A 19170-nucleotide genomic window follows, 5' to 3' on the forward strand; every position below is an offset into this window, starting at 1 on the left:
GACAGTCTTATGAATAACAAAGTTCTTCGCGTTATTGGTATTTGCGCCGGCACTGCCCTGTTAGGGGTGGGGCTTGGGGGATGTTCTTCCTCTGAAAAGGCGAAAGATAGTTTCCCCGTGGAACAGGTGGCTTCCGAGTTAAACGCTGTCACCCCTACTGACACGCAGCAAGCAGCCGGTATGCAGCAGATGCGGTTAGACGTGCAAAAACAGCTGGGAACCGGAGTGTATCCCCAAGCTGTTTGGGAGTCATTTGAAAGGGGAGAAATACCTACCCAATCCCTCGCCTCGTGGGCACCAGCGATGAAGGTTGCCAAGGAAGAACTGCGGGGCCAGCCCGGATACACCGATGCCGATATTAATAAGTGGCTTTCTGAACAGGTGAAACAAGGGGTTTTGCGGAAAGCAGATTTTTCTAAGGACACCCTAGATTTCTGGCGGCTGCAAAAATTATCTAGCGATCAGCAACAGGGGAAGTTAAACCCAGATTTAGCGAAACGAATTCAGCCGAAACTCCTGGCTGCTCAAAAAGAGGGTGCCAAACAGGCTGCGGGATTGAAAACCAACGCCCTATTAACTCAAGTGTTGTCGGCGTCAACCGGGACACCAGTGCTAGAACCTGACCTGGGTCCGGGAGTTAAACTACAGGGGTTTGCCAAAGCGGAGCAAGTAGTGCAAACCCAAATGCAGCAAGGCGCACAGCCCGCTAAATAAAAATTCCGTATTTCCCGTACAAGAACGGGACTTTTGCAACCTGCCGACTGGCTTTGCTTCCAGTAGACTGTAGTTAAGTCATCAACAAATCTATAAGGAGCATGACCGTGTCACTAATCATAGCTATTAATGCCCGTGAGATTCTGGATTCTCGCGGAAACCCCACAGTGGAAGTAGAAGTCCTTTTGGATTCCGGCGCTTCCAGCCGCGCCGCGGTTCCCTCCGGTGCTTCTACCGGTGCCTTTGAAGCAGTAGAACGTCGGGACGGCGATGAGCACCGCTACCAAGGCAAAGGCGTACAGGATGCCGTACAGGCAGTTATTGACGATATCGCCCCGGAGCTAATCGGTGAGGATGCTTGCGAGCAGCGCCGTATTGACGACATTATGATGCGTCTGGATGGCACCCCGAATAAGGGCAAACTGGGCGCCAACGCGATTTTGGGTGTTTCCCTAGCCGTCGCTCATGCAGCAGCGGAAGATTCCGATATGCCGTTGTTCAAGTACCTGGGTGGGCCAAACGCCCACGTACTGCCGGTTCCTATGATGAACATTTTGAACGGTGGATCCCACGCGGACTCCAATGTGGACATTCAAGAGTTCATGATTGCCCCCATTGGTGCCGAAACTTTCGCCGAAGCACTGCGGATGGGTGCCGAGGTCTACCACACTTTGAAGAGCGTTATTAAAGATCGTGGTCTTTCGACCGGTCTAGGTGACGAGGGCGGTTTCGCCCCCAACCTGGACTCCAACGCAGAAGCTTTGGATTTGATTTGCGAGGCTATCAAGAAGGCCGGATACGAACCGGGTAAGGATGTAGCTCTGGCACTGGATGTGGCGTCCACCGAGTTCTTCGAGGATGGCAAGTACAACTTCGAGGGCGAGGCGCGTGACACCGAATACATGGTGAAGTACTACGACGAGCTGGTTGCCAAGTATCCGATTGTATCCATTGAAGATCCCCTGTCGGAGGACGAATGGGATGCCTGGAAGGCTCTGACTGCCCATATTGGTGACAAAGTTCAGCTGGTGGGCGATGACCTGTTCGTGACTAACCCCGAGCGTTTGGCGCGTGGCATTAAAGAGGGTATCGCTAACTCTCTGTTGGTAAAGGTAAACCAGATTGGTAGCCTGACCGAAACTCTGCAGGCGGTAGAGGACGCGCACCGCGCCGGTTACACCACTATGACTTCGCACCGCAGCGGTGAGACCGAAGATGTAACTATCGCTGACCTTGCGGTAGCCACCAACTCTGGTCAGATCAAGACTGGCGCTCCGGCGCGCTCCGAGCGGGTCGCGAAGTACAACCAGCTGCTCCGGATTGAGGATGAGCTCGGTGAAGCCGCCGTCTATGCTGGGCGTAGCGCCTTCCCGCGCTTTAAGGCCTAGTAGCTGACGCAAATAATAACTTAATAAAAAAATGGGTGGGGGCGAAACTAAGTTTCGCCCCCACCCCTTTTATCCGTTCAAACTATTCGCTGTCGGCGTCAGCTTGGCTATCAGATAACTCTTGGGGCTCCTCATTTTCGGAATACTCGGGGAAATCCTCCTTAAAGCGGTGATAGAGATCTAGGCGGGAGGAAGCGGGTCTGCCTTGAGCCGCATAGGCGCGCCTAATGCGCTGTACATAGGTGTTCACCGTGTTGGTGGTGAGCCCTAGCTGGCGGGCAACCGTTTTCGCTGGCAGTCCCCGAAAACCGTAGAGTTCTAATACTCGCAGTTCATTAGGGCTAAGCAGTAAACAGTTAGGTTGGGGGGACTCTGAATTTTCATCGGCCTTGTTGCTTTGCCCCCGGTTCTTTTCTCCGTGGGGTTGACAGAGCGCAGTAAGCAAGTGTGCTAGCGGCTCACATTTGAAAACTGTTTTATTGCAGCAGGGGCGCTTGGTGACTGCGGGTACCAAGGCGGTTTCCTCTGATTGCAGGTAGGGCAGAACCGTAAAACCTAAGGCACATAGCCTGTCTAGGTTGTCCAGAAGTTGGGAGTCGTCAGCTAAATTACCGGCTAGGATGACCGCAATCGAGGAGTTTTCATCCGCTTTCTCTTCCGGAAAACTCTGTAAAAAACCATTTATAGTGTTGAAACTTCCCAAAAAGGTCATGGCGGTGTCCTCTAAAATCACCTCGCGAATCCCGAGGCCGATTGCGGGTTGTTCGTCCAATACCGCTACAGATTTAAGCATCTTCCTCTCCTGTCTTAAAAATTAGACACCCTTTATATAAGGGAGGAGTTGAATATCAGATTAGAGAAAATCACGTCTAATTTCCGGTGAATTCAGACTTAATACTTAGACAATGTACGGGCAGGTAGAAGCGATTTAAGTGGTTTATTTACCCTTAGGTTCGCACACAACCGACTCTGACCGAACCTTATTGTAAACCTAGAAAAAGCAGGACTTAGTGCCTATGGAAACCGCCTTATATGAGGAAGGGTAACGATTAGAATAAAAATAATCAGATTAAATCCTCACGAGTGTCACGATGTTAGAAATATATTCCTCTCAAGAATTGGCAGCTGTTTTAAATCAGGCCCGTCAGACGAAAGTGTCGGCGGGTGAAAAGGGCTACTCTATCCGTGACCTCGCTAAACGTCTTGATCTCGCACCTAGCACCCTGCAGGGGTGGCTACAGGGTGCGCATCTGCCCACCCTCGCCCTACGCGAGAAATTCTTGCAGCTGCTGGACGAGCTGGGATTATTAACCCCCGAGGACAATGAATCTTTCTGGCAGCGCACTCTAGATACACTTTCCCGCTCTAAACAGGGATGGATCGGCTGTCCCTACCAGGGGTTACTGCCTTATAGCGCACAGACTGAAAGCGTATTTTACGGGCGTGAACAGCTGCTGGGGGAACTGGAAAACGCGATCACCACCGCTCAAGGCAAACGTACAAAACTGGTAATAGTGCTCGGCGCTTCCGGTGCGGGAAAAACTTCTCTGCTTTCAGCCGGTTTAGTAGGTAAATCCTGTCAACCATCTGGGCGGCTCAGCCACTACCAACCCCGGACTCTGTCGGCGGGAGAAGTGATTAAACAGCTTCCGCAGCTATTAGCGCCTGCCGATAAAACTCAGTGGGCAAAATCCTTGCTGATAATCGATCAACTTGAAGACTTTCTGATTGCAAACCCGGATAAAGTTACTACCGCGCTGGATGCCCTCTATGAACTGGCAGAAACCCGGGTAGTAGTTTTGGGGGTGCGTTCAGATGCCCTGGATGCATTATTGCAGGATGTACGCTTTTCCCGAGCTCTTTCCAGTCCGCTGATCGTCACGGCTCCCAGCGTCGTTGAATATGGGGAAATTATTTCCCGTCCCGCCCTGGATGCGGGGCGAAAGATCACTCCTGAACTTAAAGAGCTGCTGCTTTCTCAAATCCAGGAATCTACTGCCGAGGACGCCAGCGTACTTCCGCAGCTGTCTAACTTGCTGTTGATGGTTTGGAAGTCCACCAATAACTCGCTTTTGACCGTTAGTGATTACCTGAAAGTAGGCGGATTGGCGGGTAGCCTGGAAAAACTAGCCGACCAGTTTTACCAAAAACTCTCGGCCTCTGAGCGCGAAAAATTACGTTCTCTGCTGCTTTCGCTGGTGGAAGTGGGCGAACATCGGGTTACGCGGCGAGTAATAGCTCTTAGCGATGTTCCTGAAGAGTATCTGGAACTACTGGAAAGTCTCAGCCGCGAACGCCTGGTGGTAATCGATGGAAATAACACTCAGATCAGCCACGATACCTTGCTTTCTAGCTGGAGAACTTTAAAAGGGTGGATTGAAGAATCCCGGATTGATTTGGGCTTGGTTCGCCAGATTCAGATTGCCGCCCAGCTGTGGGCGGAATCGGGGAACTCCGTAGAGGCCTTGCGCCCCTCCCTATTTTATGCGTGGGAAAACCGCAAAATAACGCGGCAGGTGGCTTTCACCAAGCAGGAAGAGGAGTTTTTAGCAGCATGTGCCCGGGAGGCCAACCGCCAGGAAGAAGAACAACAAAAGCGAATCGCAGATTTGCGCCATCGGAATCGGGTAGTGACCTTGATTGCGACGGTAGCGGGGGTGCTGCTGGTAGCAACGATTGCCGGTTTCTTTCAGGCATATCACTATCAAAAGCAGGCAACTGCCTCCAAAAAGGATGCAGAATCGCGGCAGATGGCGTTGATTTCGCGGGAAGTGCGTAACTCGGACACCAACTTGGCGGCGCAGTTTGCCTTGGCCGGGTTGAATATCGCTAACACCCGCGAGGCACGTTCAGCGCTGATTGAAACTACCTCGGTTCCGATTCCCGAACGGATCCTGGGTGAGGGCGGAACGGTACGGGTGGCCGGCACCAGTGATGGCAAAGTGATTGCCCGTGCTGACTCTAAAGGGGTAGTGAGCCTGTGGCGAGGAGGCAACATCAAAGAAAAGCCGGAAACCTTCTCGCCCAGTTCCGGTCAGCTTTTTACCCTGGCGGTACGTAAAAATGCCGGTAGAATCCTTTTGGCGGTCGGGGGACAAAAGACCGCTTCTCTGTGGGATGTGACTGCTAAGCCCCGCCGGATTGGCGAATATGGGGCAAATGACGTGGCCTATTCGGTAGCTTTAACCGATCGGTATTTGGGGTTTGGGTTCCTGAATGGGAAGGCGAGTCTGTGGGAGCTGGATCAGATCGATAAACCTCGCGCGGCCTCCTCCTTCCAGCTAGATACCCCCACGGCGGTGACTGCTTTAGCTATTTCCCCTGATCAAAGCCAGGTAGCTTATGGAGGGCAGCCGGGGAAACTCTATCTTTCCGACCTTAGTGGAAATAATAAAAAGCTACTTGATTTGGGAGAAGGCTCTGCGTTAGATGTGAAGTTTTCTCCCGATGGTCAGGAGCTAGGGGCGGCGCTGACCAGCAGGGAGGTTCGTCGCTGGCAGGCGCGTGGCGACAATGCTGCACTCTCCAGCCTTGGCGGCTTCTTTTCCTTCGTAAACACCCTGGAGTATGACCAGGATCAGATCATTGTGGGCTGCTCGGATACCACCACTACTATTTGGGATCGCGCGGGACGCAAACTGACTTCGCTGCCGGGTCGTGAAATTATCACTGCCGCCACCAAGGTCGGAAACCGAATTATTACCGGAAGTGTCGACGGGCAGCTGCGGCATTGGCCGCAATCTGTGCTTCCTTTAGTTAATGAGGACGGGTATCTGATTGATTCCCACACTGATCGCAAGAACTGGGTGTTTGTTTCCCGGCGCCTAAAAACTCCCGCGTTGTTGAAGACTGAAAAAGATGGTTTGCACCGGATGAAAGACCCGGTGATGCCGGCGAAATTTAAGTCTGCCACGCGCACCGAAATTGCCGAAGATGGAGAGTTCCTGGTTACCGGGACCCAAAGCGGGGAGCTAATCACCTGGCCGCTAGGTCAAAAGGGTGCAGGTAGCCCGATTGTTTCCAAGATTGGGGACGAGTTTCTGGGGGAAATTCGCCTCTCTAGTGACCATAAAACCGCGGCGGTAGCCAAGGCTGATGAACTGGGTGTTTATCTGCTCAACTGGGATGGCAAGGGCTGGAAACAGTATGGGGAACTACCGGGGCAGCATTACATAATGCGGATTTTAGGGAATCGGGGACTGATGGCGACCGCCGCTGAGGATGCTTCGGTGGCGATATATACCTTGGATGCCCACCCTAAACGGGTGGGGACTATAAAAACTGAATCTTTGGCTTCTGCGCTGCACTATGACGCTAAACGAAAATATCTATATGTGGGAGAAACCGGCGGCAGGATCACTATTAATGATGTGAAGAACCCGAAGAAGCCACGTCTGGTTGCCCAGTTGCGGGGATTGCAAGCCTCGGTCAATGAACTGGATGTTACTTTGAGCGACAAATACCTGTTCGGGATTTCGTCAGATAAGAAACTGTGGGTGTGGTCTCTGGAGCCGCTAAACCCCAACCCCTATCTATCTGTGCAAATCGACCAGATTCCTTATGCTATCGCGGACACGCCAGCGGGTTACCTGATTGGCGGGGATAAAGGAGTGGCAACCGTATATCCGCATTCGATTTTGGAAGCGCGCAAACAGGTTTGTAAAACTATCGGCGAACCAATCAGAAAGCAAGAGTGGGATGCGGTAGCCCCCGGGGTGCAGCCGGTTTCTGCTTGCAAGAATAAGTAACTAGTTTTCCGGCAGTAAACAGCGAATAGCGGCTGCCCTCAGAATGCCTGACTGCCAATCACTGATATCAATGGAATAATGAAGCCGTGAAGTCGCCGCAACCGCCAAAAAGTGTGCAAAGAGAGAACACCCGGAAGCAAGGGTCTGCTTTCCGGTCGGTATCGCCTTTGGTGCGCAGTGCGCGGCGTAATCGAGGACGCTCCCCGGTGGCCAAGGCAGCTAACCGGCGAGTAAAGCTAGGATCGCGGTTTTCGGTAACCGTAGGTACCATTCTGGTGGTGGCTTCCATCTTTTTGCTATTAGTAGGGGCGCCCCTATTTGACCTGGTAAGCCAGATAGAGCAACGCAATAAGGTACACGGGCAACTGGTTGCGGCGCAGCAGGAGAATCGAGAACTGCGTCGCCAATTAGAGCTATGGAATGATTCGGACTATTTAACCCAGCAGGCACGGGAACGGCTAGGTTACGTCAAACCCGGGGAAACCCGGTATGCGCTGGTTGATCCCGGCAAAGATTATCAGGCTCGCCGGGAGGCCCGCCTAGAAAAACTTCCGGAGCGCCCCTGGTATTTAGAGGTTACCCATTCGGTGAAAATGGCTGGTCAACGCGGGCAAGGTAAAGATGCGTCCGCGCAAAGCCGCCCAAAACCAGCACCGGGAGCCACTGCGCAAAGCGAAGAGGAAAACAAAAAGTGAGTTTACAACCTAACCAGGTTACAGATGCTGATCTTCAAACCCTGTCTTTACAGCTAGGGAGGGTTCCGCGAGGAGTGGTGAGAGTAGCCGCGCGCTGCGTATGTGGCGCTCCAGCGGTAGTAACTACCGCGCCGCGCCTAGAAGACGGATCTCCTTTTCCCACCACTTTTTATTTAACCCTCCCTTCTTTGGTACGCGTCCTCTCCGGCCTGGAAGCCTCCGGTAAAATGGTTGATTACCAGCAGTTACTATCTGAAGATGAGGATTTAGCGGCAGGGTATCGGCGCGCACACTTGGAGTATATTGCAGCTCGCCAGCGCGTAGGGCAGAAGGTAGGGATGGGCGAAGTTCCCGAAATTGCGGGAGTAAGCGCTGGCGGAATGCCAGAGCGGGTTAAATGCCTGCACGCCCTGGTCGGGCACGCGCTTGCAGCCGGTAAAGGAGTTAATCCCATCGGTGATTTGGTATTAGCCGACCTAGCGGCCAGCGGACTATGGAACAGCGAACACTGCCAATGCGAATAAGGCTGCACTTTCCTGGAACCCTTCCCGTTTAGATATATACGCCTCCTATTAGTTGCCAATCCTGATTCCGTGGAAATATAGGGGTATGGCATTAGTTGCAGGTATTGATTGTGGCACCAACTCCATTCGTTTAATCATTGCGCGCCGAGAAGCCCCGGACGCGCCCTTAGAGGTACTAACCCGGCAGATGCGGATAGTGCGCCTGGGAGAAGGCATCGATAAAACAGGGGAATTTGCCCCCGCTGCCCTGGAGCGCTGCTTTGCGGCGGCCGAAGAATATGCGCAGATCATCGCGGAATATGGGGTGGATAAAATCCGTTTCGTTGCCACTTCGGCTAGCCGGGATGCTAAGAATCGCGAAGACTTTTTCACCGGTATTAAGGAACGCCTGGGGGTAACCCCGGAAGTGATTTCGGGAGAGGAAGAAGCCACCCTATCTTTTAAGGGCGCCACTTCCTCCTTTAAAGACGAGGATGAACCGGTGTTGGTAGTCGATATCGGCGGAGGATCTACCGAGTTTGTTCTCGGGCAGCGCGGGAGGGTAATAGACACCATTTCCACCAATATGGGGTCGGTGCGGATTTTTGAGCGCTACTTGGCTCCGGTGATTTTGGCGGCAAAGGAAGGGGATGGCTCCCTGGATCCCCGCCAGACCCCCGGCATCGCTAAAGCCCTGATAAAAGCCTCTTTTGCGATTGATGGACTGATTGATGAGGCCGATAAGAAACTGGGGTTAGATCGGGCACGTACCTTGATTGGAGTGGCCGGAACGGTCACTACTATTACCGCTCACGCCCTCGGTTTAGAGGAGTACCAGCCCGAAAAAATTCACGGTTCGCGGATTACGCCCGCGCAAATGCTGCGTTCTTGTAACTGGATGATGAATCAGCCGGTATCCGTGCGCGCTGCCCTGGGCTATATGCCCACCGGGCGGGCAGATGTTATCGGAGCGGGCGCGCTAGTGTGGTCGCGGATTATTGAACGTGTCAATGGGGAAATAGAATTGGATGGCAGCGGCTTAAAAGAAATTTTGACTTCCGAAACCGATATTTTAGACGGTATTGCCCTCTCGCTTCTGCCCTAGCTACGTTTTCCTCCTCGCCTCCCTAATAGAAGACGAGAAGCATCCTAAATCCAGGAACTAAACCACATCCGCCAACCCCAGTGAGAATAGGGAATCGGCATTCCGCTCACAACCGGATAGAAGAAAATCGCGACTAGTAAAATCACAATTACCAGGGCAATCCCCATCGAAACCGCGATATCGGGAGTGCGTTGCGGTGGGGGAACCAGCTGATCTCGGCGAGCTAGCAACGGCTCAGGGAGGGGGAGCAGCAGCCCCAGTAAAAGCCCGATTAGATAGGTAACCGCTATGGCCAGGAAAGGGGTTAACACCACCATATAGAACATGAAAATGGTGCGGTACCAGTAAAGCATCCAGGGAGCCCAGAGCCCTAGGTAGCCGAGCAAGATTATTCCTGCACGCCAGTCACGGCGGATAAGAGTACAGTAAATAATCACTGCCAGGGCGATTACCCCCACCCACCACAGCATCGGGTTACCCAACGAAGACATGGCTTCTACCGTGAAATCTCCGTTATCACCATGCGGTTTTTCAAAAAGCATCGAGGTGGGACGCTGATTGATCAGCCATTGCCAAGGGTAAGACTGATAAGGATGTTTACTGGTTACCCCGGTATGGAACTTCATTACCTCACTCATATAGGTGACGTAATCAGAAATTGGGTCCAGCCAGGAGGTATGCCCGGCGGCGGTGGCGGTTTTTCCGTGACCCCAGGCGCGCGGGTGGGTAAACCAGTTCCACCAGTTCAGCAAATACACCCCGAAGGCCACCAACACCAGTTGCGCAAATGCCGGCAGTCCTCCCCGCACAATTGCTCCCAGCCAGGCGCGGCCCTGGCCTTTTACCCCGGGATATTGCTTGCTGAGGGAGCGCGGAGATATCCGCAGCGCCGAAAGCCTCAGGGTCAGATCCCGCAAGAACACAAAAATCCCGCATACTGCTAGCAGATAAAGCCCAGACCATTTCACTGCGCAAGCACAACCTAGCCAAATCCCGGCCGCGACCAGCCACCAGCGCACCCCCGCCAGGTCATTACCCAGCTCTGCTCCCAGTAGCCGGCGAGCCAGCGTCTGGCGCACCTGCAGCTGGTCATAAACTATACAAAGTACCCCCGCCAGGCAAAACGCAGCTAAAATTCCGTCCAGCAGTCCCACTCGAGAAAGAGAAATCGCCACGCCATCGGTGGCGATAAACATGCCGGCAATCCCAGTCAGGATCCACGAGTTAAATAGCGCCCAGGCCAGGCGGCAAGTCAGGTAGACCAAGATAATCCCGCAAATCGCGGTAGCGATCCGCCAACCGAAGGGGTTTGACCAGCCAAAAATCTTCATTCCCAGGCCGATGATCCATTTACCCAGGGGAGGATGCACTACGAATGCGGGATCCGCGGAAGCTAGCGCAAAATCACCCACCGCGAACTTAGAGTCGGCACTCTTAGGCCAGTTAGTTTCGTAACCAAAACGCCACAGGGAATAGGCATCCTTCACATAGTAGGTTTCATCGAAAATTAGCTTGCGGGTAGCTCCCAGTCGTACCAGGCGGGCGATCGCCGCAATCACGCAGACGATAACGGTAACTATCCAGGCGCGGCGGTTTTCGATTGCCTCCCTTTCCCGCTGCCCGCGCCATCCATGCAGGTAGAGACGAGATAGCGGGGTAACGGAGGTCCACAGAGGCGCGTGCGGACGGGGGCGACGGCGTGTAGTTTTCCGCCTATCGCCTTTCGTCAAAGTTTGCCGTGCCGCTGCCGGCGGGGGCGGAGCGGGACGTCCAGGCATTGCTTGCATATACTCGATATTAACCGGATAGGGCATAATTGTGAGAGTGGAACAGTTTTCCTGGGATACCGGCACCATCGCTTTAGCAGCTACCCCGATTGGTAATCTTGCTGATGCTACCCCCCGCCTAGTTAGCGCCTTCGAACAGGCAGATTTGATTGCAGCTGAAGATACCCGCCGCACCGGGTTGCTGCGCGAACGCCTCGGGGTAGGTAGGCGTGCCCCTTTAGTTTCGTGTCACGAACATAACGAGGCCGATAAAGCCGAACAAATAGTTTCTTGCGCGGCGGACGGTCAGCGAGTTCTGCTGGTATCTGACGCGGGTATGCCCACGGTCTCTGACCCGGGGTATGTGATTGTGCAGGCAGCGATTAAACGGGGGATCCCGCTGACAGTCCTGCCCGGCCCCTCGGCGCCCTTGCTCGCCCTCGCCCTCTCCGGACTTCCTACAGATCGTTTCTGCTTTGAAGGATTCTTGCCCCGCAAACAAGCGGCCCTCATGCGGCGTCTAGAGGAGCTTTCCGGCGAGGAGCGCACCATGATTTTCTTGGAATCTCCCCGCCGTCTAGCAGCCAGCTTGGGGGCACTCGCCCAGGTTTTTGGGCCTTCTCGCCCTGCTGCGGTCTGCCGGGAACTCACCAAGATGCACGAGGAAGTGTGGCGGGGAACCCTCGGTGAGCTTAAAGAAAAAGCTAAAGACGTACGCGGAGAAATCGTGATTGTAGTTGCCGGAGCCTCGCCGCAGGCTCCCCTGGAGGAATCGGAAGCGGTAAAGCTCGTCCTCAGCCGGGTGGAAAGCGGGGAAAGACTAAAGGATGCCGCCAAAGTGGTGGCAGCCAAAAATGGACTTAGCGCCAAGACGCTTTATAACCGGATACTCGCTGAGCGAAAATAACCGGGTCTTTAGGTATATTTTGCTCCCGGCAGCGGGGCATTAGGATAAAGGTATGACTCATGTTCTATCTGCTGTTGCTTGGCCCTACGCCAACGGCCCGCGCCATATTGGGCACGTAGCCGGTTTTGGCGTCCCCTCCGATGTTTTCAGCCGCTATATGCGGATGGCAGGCTACGAGGTGCTGATGGTTTCGGGAACCGATGAGCACGGCACCCCGATTTTGGTGCAGGCCGAAGCAGAGGGGATCTCTCCCCAAGAACTCGCTGATCGCAATAACCGGCTCATCGTCGAAGATTTGGTGAACCTGGGACTGTCCTACGACCTGTTCACCCGGACCACCACCGGCAATCACATTGCGGTCACTAAAGCCATGTTTGCGCAGGTGCGCGAGAACGGATACCTGATTGAAAAGCGGGCAATGGCCGCGATTAGCCCCTCTAGCGGCCGGGCGCTACCTGACCGCTATATCGAAGGTACCTGTCCGCTGTGCGGAGCCAGCGGCGCACGCGGGGATCAATGTGACAACTGCGGCAAGCAGCTAGACCCCATTGATTTGATTGACCCGGTTTCGAAGATCAATGGCGAAACCCCTAAATTTGAGGAAACCTCTCACTATTTCCTAGATTTGCCGGCTCTTGCCGATGCCTTAGCCAAGTGGCTAGATGAACGTGAGGCCTCTGGAACTTGGCGGCCCAATGTGATCCGTTTTTCCAAGAACATTTTGGCGGAAATCAAACCCCGCGCTATGACCCGCGATATTGACTGGGGGATTCCGGTTCCCGGGTGGGAAGATCAACCAAGCAAACGCCTCTACGTGTGGTTCGACGCAGTAGTGGGATACCTATCTGCCAGTATCGAATGGGCGCGGCGTATCGGCCAGCCGGAACGCTGGCGGGAATGGTGGAATGATCCTCAGGCTCGTTCCTACTACTTTATGGGCAAGGACAATATCGTTTTCCACTCCCAGGTTTGGCCGGCCGAGTTGCTTGGCTATAACGGTGAGGGCGACAAGGGTGGTGAGCCCGGAGACATGGGGCGGCTCAACCTGCCCACCGAAGTGGTTTCTTCGGAATTCCTAACCATGGAAGGTAAGAAGTTCTCTACCTCTAAATCCGTGGTGATTTATGTACGGGATATGCTTTCGCGCTACCAGGCCGACGCCTTGCGCTATTTTATTTCCGCAGCTGGCCCCGAAAATCAAGATGCCGATTTCACCTGGGCAGAGTTTGTACGCCGTACTAATGATGAACTGGTAGCCGCCTGGGGGAACCTGGTAAACCGGGTGGCCTCCATGATTCATAAGCGGGTCGGTTCCATTCCTCAGCCAGGGCAGTTACACCCCGAAGACCAACAGCTATTAGACCAGGTAGAAGTAGGTTTTGCTGAAGTTGGGGAACTGATTGAAACTCATCGGCAAAAGGCGGCGCTGCAGCAGGTTATGCACCTGGTGTCACTCGCTAATCAATATGTGGCTACTACCGAGCCTTTCAAGTTGAAAACTCCGGAAACCCAGGAGCGTCTCCACACTATTTTGTGGGTGTTAGCGCAGGTAATCGCGGATCTGAATCTAATGTTTTCGCCTTTCTTACCGTCTTCGTCGAATGCGGTTGACCGTGTGTTCGGGGGAGCGGGGGAGATTGCCCCTATGCCTCGTATTGAAGAAGTTACCGATTTAGACCAAACTAGAGAAGATGGTTCAGATTTCACCTATCCCATCATCACGGGTGATTACACCCAGGTTCCGCGGTGGGGAAGGCACGAAATTGAAATCGGAAGATCGGTTTCTAAACCTAAACCCGTGTTTATTAAGCTAGATTCTGAGATTATAGAAGAGGAATTAGCCAGGCTCGCATAGAGCTGAGGCATAAAGGAGAAGGTACGTGGCTGGGTTTTGGCAACGCTTGAAAAGACTCTTTCGGGGGTCTTCAGCTCGTGATGACGAGCGCGACTCCCGCCTGCCTTTAGCATTGGAAAGCGCTGATAAAGAAGCAGACAAAACCGAGGGTGAACGTAAAGTTTACGAATCCTCCGGGGTGGTGATTTTAGAAGGCGGCGCGGTCGAGGACTCGCCAAGCGAAGAAAAGCCTGCCGCTTCTCCCGCGCCTAATCCGCCGGAAGAAAAAACAGCTTCAGAGGTAGAAGAAAAGGTTAAAGATAGCGAAGCTAGCAATAAAGAGCAGATGCAGACTGCTCCGCCAGCAGTCCAAAGTCCTGAATCTGCTCAGCAAGAACCCGGGAAAGATGACTCCGCTTCCGAAGATGAAAGCTCTCAACCTCCAGCTGAACCGGTGGTGGAGCCCGACCGGAAACTTCCGGTACACGGGGTGAAAACTGCTGATATTTGTGCAGCTAGTGGCAATGAGATCTATGCTTCACCCGCCATTGACCGCACCCCGGGACGCAAACTGATTTTAGCTTTCGAAAAACGCACTCCCCAGGGGCGTTGCCAAGTGTGGTACACCCGCAGCAGCGACCACGGCATCAGCTGGGAAGAACCGCGCGTCCTCTTTGACCCGGAAACCTACACTGATTCTGGCGAATGTTTTACCTCCCCACAGATTATTATTTCCCAGGTGACTGGCCGGGTGTTCATCGCAGTCACTACCCGTACCGCTGGCGATGACTCCAAGAATCGGATCGCGGTGGCTTTCACCGATGATGAGGGCGACTCTTGGGGTTACCGGGATTTGACCAGCCTAGTAGACGGGGACCAGAACTGGGTGTCACGGCGCACCGCCCATGGACACGGGGTGCAGATGCGTCACGGAATTTGGACCGGTCGGCTGGCCTACGTGGCGGTAGCTACCGACAAAGAAGGCCGGCGCGGCGCAGTAGCGGTTTGTTCCGACGACCAGGGTATCTCCTGGTGGGCAGGTAAACTCACAGGTGAAAGGGTACTGCAAGCCACTATCACCGAGCTCACCAACGGTGAACTGGTTTTGGGCTGCGTTGAGGAAACCGACGAGGGGCTAACTTTTAACGCCTATGCCTCCGCTGACGGGGGACGCAGTTTCACCCGATCCTTAGAAAAGAAAGCTTTCGGGAAAGCCTTACCAGTAGCGGTCGAACGCGCTTTTTATTCCGCACCTGAGCATACTGAACAGTCTCGGGTGATGCTGGCGGTGGCACGCGATCAAAATGGGCAAGGAACTGTGCGCTCCATGTTCGATTTCGCCTCTGAGCTCTTAGGAATCGTACCGTTCACCTCCCATCCGGTGAATTCCCTTGACGTGGTGTCTTTGGAAGATATACGGATTGTATGCGTGGCCTATGAAACGGATTCCGGTATTTCAGTGGCAGTGTTCTGCATTGATTCTTTGTCTTTGAAATATCTAGCGGTCGGCTGGAACGCAACCGAGGCGGAACAGAACCAAGTCTTGCGTCGTGCCGGTCTGCTTTCTAGAAAATAATCTTCGATAACCAGGTTTAATGATCGATTTTAACGCTCTTTTTGCTGGCGATACCCCTGCGCCCCAAACCATGCTTCCCGGGGGAGTTTTTACCTCTCCTGACCCCACCTATGCAGATGCGCCCACAAACCCTGAAGAGATAGTTTCCGGGTTAAATGACCCGCAACGACAAGCAGTCGAACATCAAGGTAGCCCGCTGCTGGTAATGGCTGGCGCGGGATCCGGTAAGACCCGCGTCCTCACCCGCCGGATTGCCTATTTATTGGCCACCGGGAGGGCACGTCCTCAAGAAATCCTGGCGATTACTTTTACCAATAAAGCTGCCGCGGAAATGCGGGAACGAGTCAGCGCCCTAGTAGGGGCACAAGCTGGGCAAATGCTGGTCTCAACTTTTCACTCTGCCTGCGTGCGGATCTTGCGTCGCTATGCCGAGGCTGCCAATCTAAAATCCTCTTTCACTATTTATGACCAGAACGACGCCACTCGTTTGGTGTCGATGATTCTCAAAGAAGCCCAGCTTGACCCTAAGCGCTTTGCCGCGAAGAAAATCCAAAATCGGATCTCGGATTTAAAAAATTCCCTGATTGATCCCGATACTTTTGTCAGTTCTGCAGGGCCGGGTCCGGATGAGGAAGTACTGGCCAAGGTTTACCCGATTTACCAACGCCGCCTAATCGCCGCCAACGCCCTGGATTTTGATGACTTGATTATGCGCACGGTGCAGCTGTTCCGCAACAACCCCCTGGTGCAAGCCAGTTTCTGCCACCGTTTCCGCCACGTTCTGGTAGACGAGTATCAAGATACCAACCATGCCCAGTATGTGCTGGTAAAACTGCTGTCGGGAGTCGCAGGCGCGGCAGTTAATCACCCGGAGCAAGTATCGGGGGAATCGGTCACTCCGGCGGAACTTACGGTAGTTGGAGACTCTGACCAGTCTATCTATGCTTTCCGCGGTGCCACTGTGCGCAATATTGAAGAGTTCGAGAAAGATTTTCCCGGGGCGCGCACTATTTACCTAGAGCAGAACTATCGTTCCAGTGGAAATATTCTCGCGGCCGCTAACGCAGTGATTTCGCATAACCAGAGTCGGCATAAGAAAAGGTTATGGACTGATTCTGGCGAGGGCGAGAAAGTGGGGCTGCGGGTATCTTCGGCTGACCGCGACGAGGCGTTAGCGGTAGTGGAAGAAATAAACAAGCTAGTAGCCGGGGGATACACCTATGGCGATATTGCGGTTTTTTACCGGATAAACGCCCATTCGCGTCTCTTGGAAGAAACTTTGACACATGCGGGGATTCCCTACCGGATTATCGGCGGCACCAAGTTCTATGAGCGCAAGGAAATCAAAGACGCGATTGCCTATCTGCAGTTGGTGGTTAATCCCGATGACACCGTGTCTTTCACCCGAGTGATAAATACTCCCAAACGTTCTCTGGGAAACAAGTCGCAAGAGGCGCTGCAGGCCGCAGCCAACACCTATGATATTTCTCCAGGGCGGGCGGCTGCGTTGGTGTGGAAACAAGAGCTAGGGGAGGAACGCTCTTGCGCCGCCGCCGACCCCAATCTTTCAGGAATCAGCGAGGCAACTGCAGATTCCGCGCAGGTGCCAGGATTACCACCGCGGGCGCGTACCAATATCGCCAAATTCTGGGATTGTTTAGTTTCCGCACGTCAAGCCTATATCGAGGGTGCGCCGTTAAAAGATATTTTACAGACGGTACTGACCGAATCGGGATATTTGAAGTCTTTGGAGGGCTCTAAAGATCCCCAAGATGGGGTGCGCTTGGATAACCTTTCCGAGTTCTATAACGTGGCTTCTCAGTTCAGCGAAGATGAACCAGAAGGTACTTTGGTGGATTTCCTAGAGCGGGTCGCCCTGGTGGCAGACGCGGATCAACTTCCAGGTGACCAGCGCGGACAAGTTACTTTGATGACCGTACATATGGCTAAAGGGCTAGAGTTTCCGGTAGTTTTTGTTACCGGCCTGGAAGAAGGAACCTTCCCCCATTCGCGAGCTTTGGGTGAGGCTGGGGAAATGGCGGAGGAACGCCGTCTGGCCTATGTGGCGATTACACGCGCGAAGAAAAAAGTATATTTGACCGCCGCGCATAACCGACAGATGTGGGGGGAAACTCGCTGGCAGCCGCTGTCACCCTTCCTGCTAGATGTTCCTACTGAACTTTTGGATGAGCCTGAGCAATTGAGTAAGGACAGTGGGCAGTTGGATTTTTCCTCCGATACTTCCTCTTGGAGTTACGGAGGCAGTTGGGGAAGCAGTTCCCGCGGGCACACTGGCAGTTCCGGGTATCGCAGCCGCGGCCAGGGCTACGGACAGCGCCGCTCTGGCAGCTATCGGGATGAGGACGTCTCGGGTCCTGCTTTCGGAGCAGGCGGTACTGGGAAGGTGTCGCGGCGAGAGACCGGGAAAGTAAAACGTCTGGGTACCGAGCTGAACGCGCGCACCGATGCCAATGCTTCCATTGGTAAAGCCGCCGGGGTAGGAACCGGGGATCGGGTACGCCACGACAAGTTTGGTGAGGGCAGGGTGATTGCGATCGAGGGTCGCGGTCGTTCCCAGAGTGCCAAAGTGGAATTTGCTGGGGGAGTCACCAAACGCTTACTGCTGCGTCTAGCACCGATGGAAAAAATCTAGCGCACTTGCATTAGCTGCTAAATGATTATCTTGATTAGTTCTACTTAAAAATATTGGGGGGTTGGGCAAGAATGCCCAACCCCCCAATATTTTGTTCTCCCGTCCCCGCAGGGCGGGAAAACCGAAAAGGAGTTTAGAGGATTCCCAGTTCCTTAACGGTGGCGATTTCCTCTTGCGCAGCCTTCGCGTTCTTAGCAATATGCTGCTTGGTCTTTTCAGGTAGTTCTAGCCCTTCTACCACCTGGTACTTCCCATCTTTGCAGATGACGGGCATACCATAGATGAGGCCTTCCGGAACTCCGTATTCCCCATGAGAGGGGCCGGCGAAAGTAGACCAGTCGCCCTCGGGAGTTCCTAGTGCCCAGGTGTGCATATGGTCGATAGCCGCCGAAGCCGCCGAAGCCGCCGAAGAAGCGCCCCGTGCCTCGATAATGGCAGCGCCGCGCTTGGCTACCGTGGGTACGAAGTAGTCGTCCAGCCAAGCCTCGTCTACCAGTTCCGGAGCCGGCTTGCCGTCAACGGTAGCGAAGGTAAGGTCGGGATATTGATCAGCAGAGTGATTGCCCCACACAATCATCTTCTTAATGTCTTTGACCGCGGCGCCAGTCTTTTCTGCTAGCTGGGAGATAGCGCGGTTGTGATCCAGACGCATCATCGCGGTAAAGCGTTCTGCCGGCACATCCGGAGCTGACTTGCAAGCGATGTAGGCGTTGGTATTAGCGGGGTTGCCCACTACCAGTACCCGAATATCCTCTGCGGCATGGTCGTTAATGGCCTTGCCTTGCGGACCGAAAATACCACCATTGGCGGCCAGCAGGTCTGCGCGCTCCATACCTTTGCCGCGCGGACGAGCACCTACCAAAAGGCCGTAGGAGCAACCTTCAAACGCCTGGTTGGGGTCATCATAAATATCTACGCCTGCCAGTAGCGGGAAGGCGGAGTCGTTTAGTTCCATCGCAGTACCCTCGGCGGCCTTAACCGCTTGCGGGATTTCCAGCAGGTTCAACTTGACCGGCTGATCCGGTCCCAGCATAGCGCCCGAAGCGATGCGGAACAGTAGGGCATAGCCGATATTACCGGCAGCACCAGTAACGGTTACGGTAACGGGTTTCTTGCAGCAGCATTCTGCCATGTGATTCTCCTTCAGTGAGAAATTTTCTTACCGACCGCGCGCGGCCGGCCAAGCCAACTAGACTTATGCTTTAACCCTAGCGCTTTAAGGTGGCATCTGCCACTACTAATTTTTATTTACAGCAATAAAACTGCAGATAACATGGTGCG

The 19170-nt window shown here is 53.9% G+C and carries 13 protein-coding genes; 10 read left to right on the plus strand and 3 right to left on the minus strand.

Annotation, left to right across the window (positions count from 1 at the left end):
* Positions 1-9: 9 nt before the first annotated feature.
* Positions 10-714 (plus strand): hypothetical protein, encoded by a 705-nt coding sequence (locus tag KO216_RS01615; RefSeq protein WP_215522553.1) that lies wholly within the window; start codon positions 10-12, stop codon positions 712-714.
* A 101-nt stretch (positions 715-815) separates the two neighbouring features.
* Positions 816-2102 carry a phosphopyruvate hydratase gene (gene eno, locus KO216_RS01620; protein ID WP_215522554.1) on the plus strand — a complete coding sequence of 429 codons (1287 nt, stop codon included), beginning with the start codon at positions 816-818 and terminating at the stop codon, positions 2100-2102.
* A gap of 82 nt (positions 2103-2184) precedes the next feature.
* Here eno and KO216_RS01625 read toward each other — a convergent pair whose 3' ends face one another.
* Complete coding sequence (locus KO216_RS01625; protein ID WP_215522555.1) at positions 2185-2895, minus strand: helix-turn-helix transcriptional regulator; 711 nt, start codon at positions 2893-2895, stop codon at positions 2185-2187.
* 298 nt (positions 2896-3193) lie between these two features.
* Between KO216_RS01625 and KO216_RS01630 the strand changes: the two genes are divergently transcribed.
* The 4 genes from KO216_RS01630 (at position 3194) to KO216_RS01645 (ending at position 9153) form a co-directional block, all read left to right on the plus strand.
* A complete protein-coding gene (locus tag KO216_RS01630; RefSeq protein ID WP_215522557.1) occupies positions 3194-6850 on the plus strand; it encodes an nSTAND1 domain-containing NTPase in 3657 nt (1218 codons plus the stop codon).
* Between the two features lie 113 nt (positions 6851-6963).
* Positions 6964-7545 (plus strand): FtsB family cell division protein, encoded by a 582-nt coding sequence (locus KO216_RS01635; RefSeq protein WP_309547325.1) that lies wholly within the window; start codon positions 6964-6966, stop codon positions 7543-7545.
* The gene (locus KO216_RS01640; RefSeq protein ID WP_215522559.1) at positions 7542-8069 is read left to right on the plus strand and encodes a DUF501 domain-containing protein; all 528 of its coding nucleotides are present in this window, start codon (positions 7542-7544) and stop codon (positions 8067-8069) included. The genes KO216_RS01635 and KO216_RS01640 overlap by 4 nt, the downstream gene beginning before the upstream one ends.
* A gap of 85 nt (positions 8070-8154) precedes the next feature.
* Positions 8155-9153: a Ppx/GppA phosphatase family protein gene (locus KO216_RS01645; protein WP_215522560.1), complete on the plus strand. Its 999-nt coding sequence runs from the start codon at positions 8155-8157 to the stop codon at positions 9151-9153.
* Between the two features lie 44 nt (positions 9154-9197).
* Here KO216_RS01645 and KO216_RS01650 read toward each other — a convergent pair whose 3' ends face one another.
* A complete protein-coding gene (locus tag KO216_RS01650) occupies positions 9198-11009 on the minus strand; it encodes a dolichyl-phosphate-mannose--protein mannosyltransferase (RefSeq protein WP_309547326.1) in 1812 nt (603 codons plus the stop codon).
* Here KO216_RS01650 and rsmI point away from each other — a divergent pair.
* Genes rsmI through KO216_RS01670 form a run of 4 tightly spaced genes read left to right on the plus strand, consistent with a single transcriptional unit; the run spans position 10972 to position 17889 of the window.
* Positions 10972-11826: a 16S rRNA (cytidine(1402)-2'-O)-methyltransferase gene (gene rsmI / locus KO216_RS01655; protein ID WP_309547327.1), complete on the plus strand. Its 855-nt coding sequence runs from the start codon at positions 10972-10974 to the stop codon at positions 11824-11826. The two genes, KO216_RS01650 and rsmI, sit on opposite strands and share 38 nt — an antisense overlap.
* Before the next feature lie 52 nt (positions 11827-11878).
* On the plus strand, positions 11879-13681 hold the full coding sequence (metG, locus tag KO216_RS01660; protein WP_215522562.1) for a methionine--tRNA ligase: 1803 nt from the start codon (positions 11879-11881) through the stop codon (positions 13679-13681).
* A 25-nt stretch (positions 13682-13706) separates the two neighbouring features.
* Positions 13707-15236, plus strand: coding sequence for a sialidase family protein (locus KO216_RS01665; RefSeq protein WP_215522564.1), 1530 nt, complete (start codon positions 13707-13709; stop codon positions 15234-15236).
* Positions 15237-15255: 19 nt separating this feature from the next.
* Entirely contained in the window at positions 15256-17889 is a 2634-nt protein-coding gene (locus tag KO216_RS01670) for an ATP-dependent helicase (protein ID WP_215522566.1), read from the plus strand.
* A gap of 133 nt (positions 17890-18022) precedes the next feature.
* On the opposite strand, the gene KO216_RS01675 is transcribed toward KO216_RS01670, so the two are convergent.
* Positions 18023-19021: a malate dehydrogenase gene (locus KO216_RS01675; protein ID WP_215522568.1), complete on the minus strand. Its 999-nt coding sequence runs from the start codon at positions 19019-19021 to the stop codon at positions 18023-18025.
* Positions 19022-19170 lie beyond the last annotated feature (149 nt).

The organism is Varibaculum prostatecancerukia, from assembly GCF_943169825.2.
Lineage (GTDB): Bacteria > Actinomycetota > Actinomycetes > Actinomycetales > Actinomycetaceae > Varibaculum > Varibaculum prostatecancerukia.

Bases quoted from the DNA above. Each gene is read 5' to 3' on its own strand.
- KO216_RS01615 (WP_215522553.1), top strand. From the start codon at position 10: ATGAATAACAAAGTTCTTCGCGTTATTGGTATTTGCGCCGGCACTGCC.
- eno (WP_215522554.1), top strand. From the start codon at position 816: ATGACCGTGTCACTAATCATAGCTATTAATGCCCGTGAGATTCTGGAT.
- KO216_RS01625 (WP_215522555.1), bottom strand. From the start codon at position 2,895: ATGCTTAAATCTGTAGCGGTATTGGACGAACAACCCGCAATCGGCCTC.
- KO216_RS01630 (WP_215522557.1), top strand. From the start codon at position 3,194: ATGTTAGAAATATATTCCTCTCAAGAATTGGCAGCTGTTTTAAATCAG.
- KO216_RS01645 (WP_215522560.1), top strand. From the start codon at position 8,155: ATGGCATTAGTTGCAGGTATTGATTGTGGCACCAACTCCATTCGTTTA.
- KO216_RS01650 (WP_309547326.1), bottom strand. From the start codon at position 11,009: ATGGTGCCGGTATCCCAGGAAAACTGTTCCACTCTCACAATTATGCCC.
- metG (WP_215522562.1), top strand. From the start codon at position 11,879: ATGACTCATGTTCTATCTGCTGTTGCTTGGCCCTACGCCAACGGCCCG.
- KO216_RS01670 (WP_215522566.1), top strand. From the start codon at position 15,256: ATGATCGATTTTAACGCTCTTTTTGCTGGCGATACCCCTGCGCCCCAA.
- KO216_RS01675 (WP_215522568.1), bottom strand. From the start codon at position 19,021: ATGGCAGAATGCTGCTGCAAGAAACCCGTTACCGTAACCGTTACTGGT.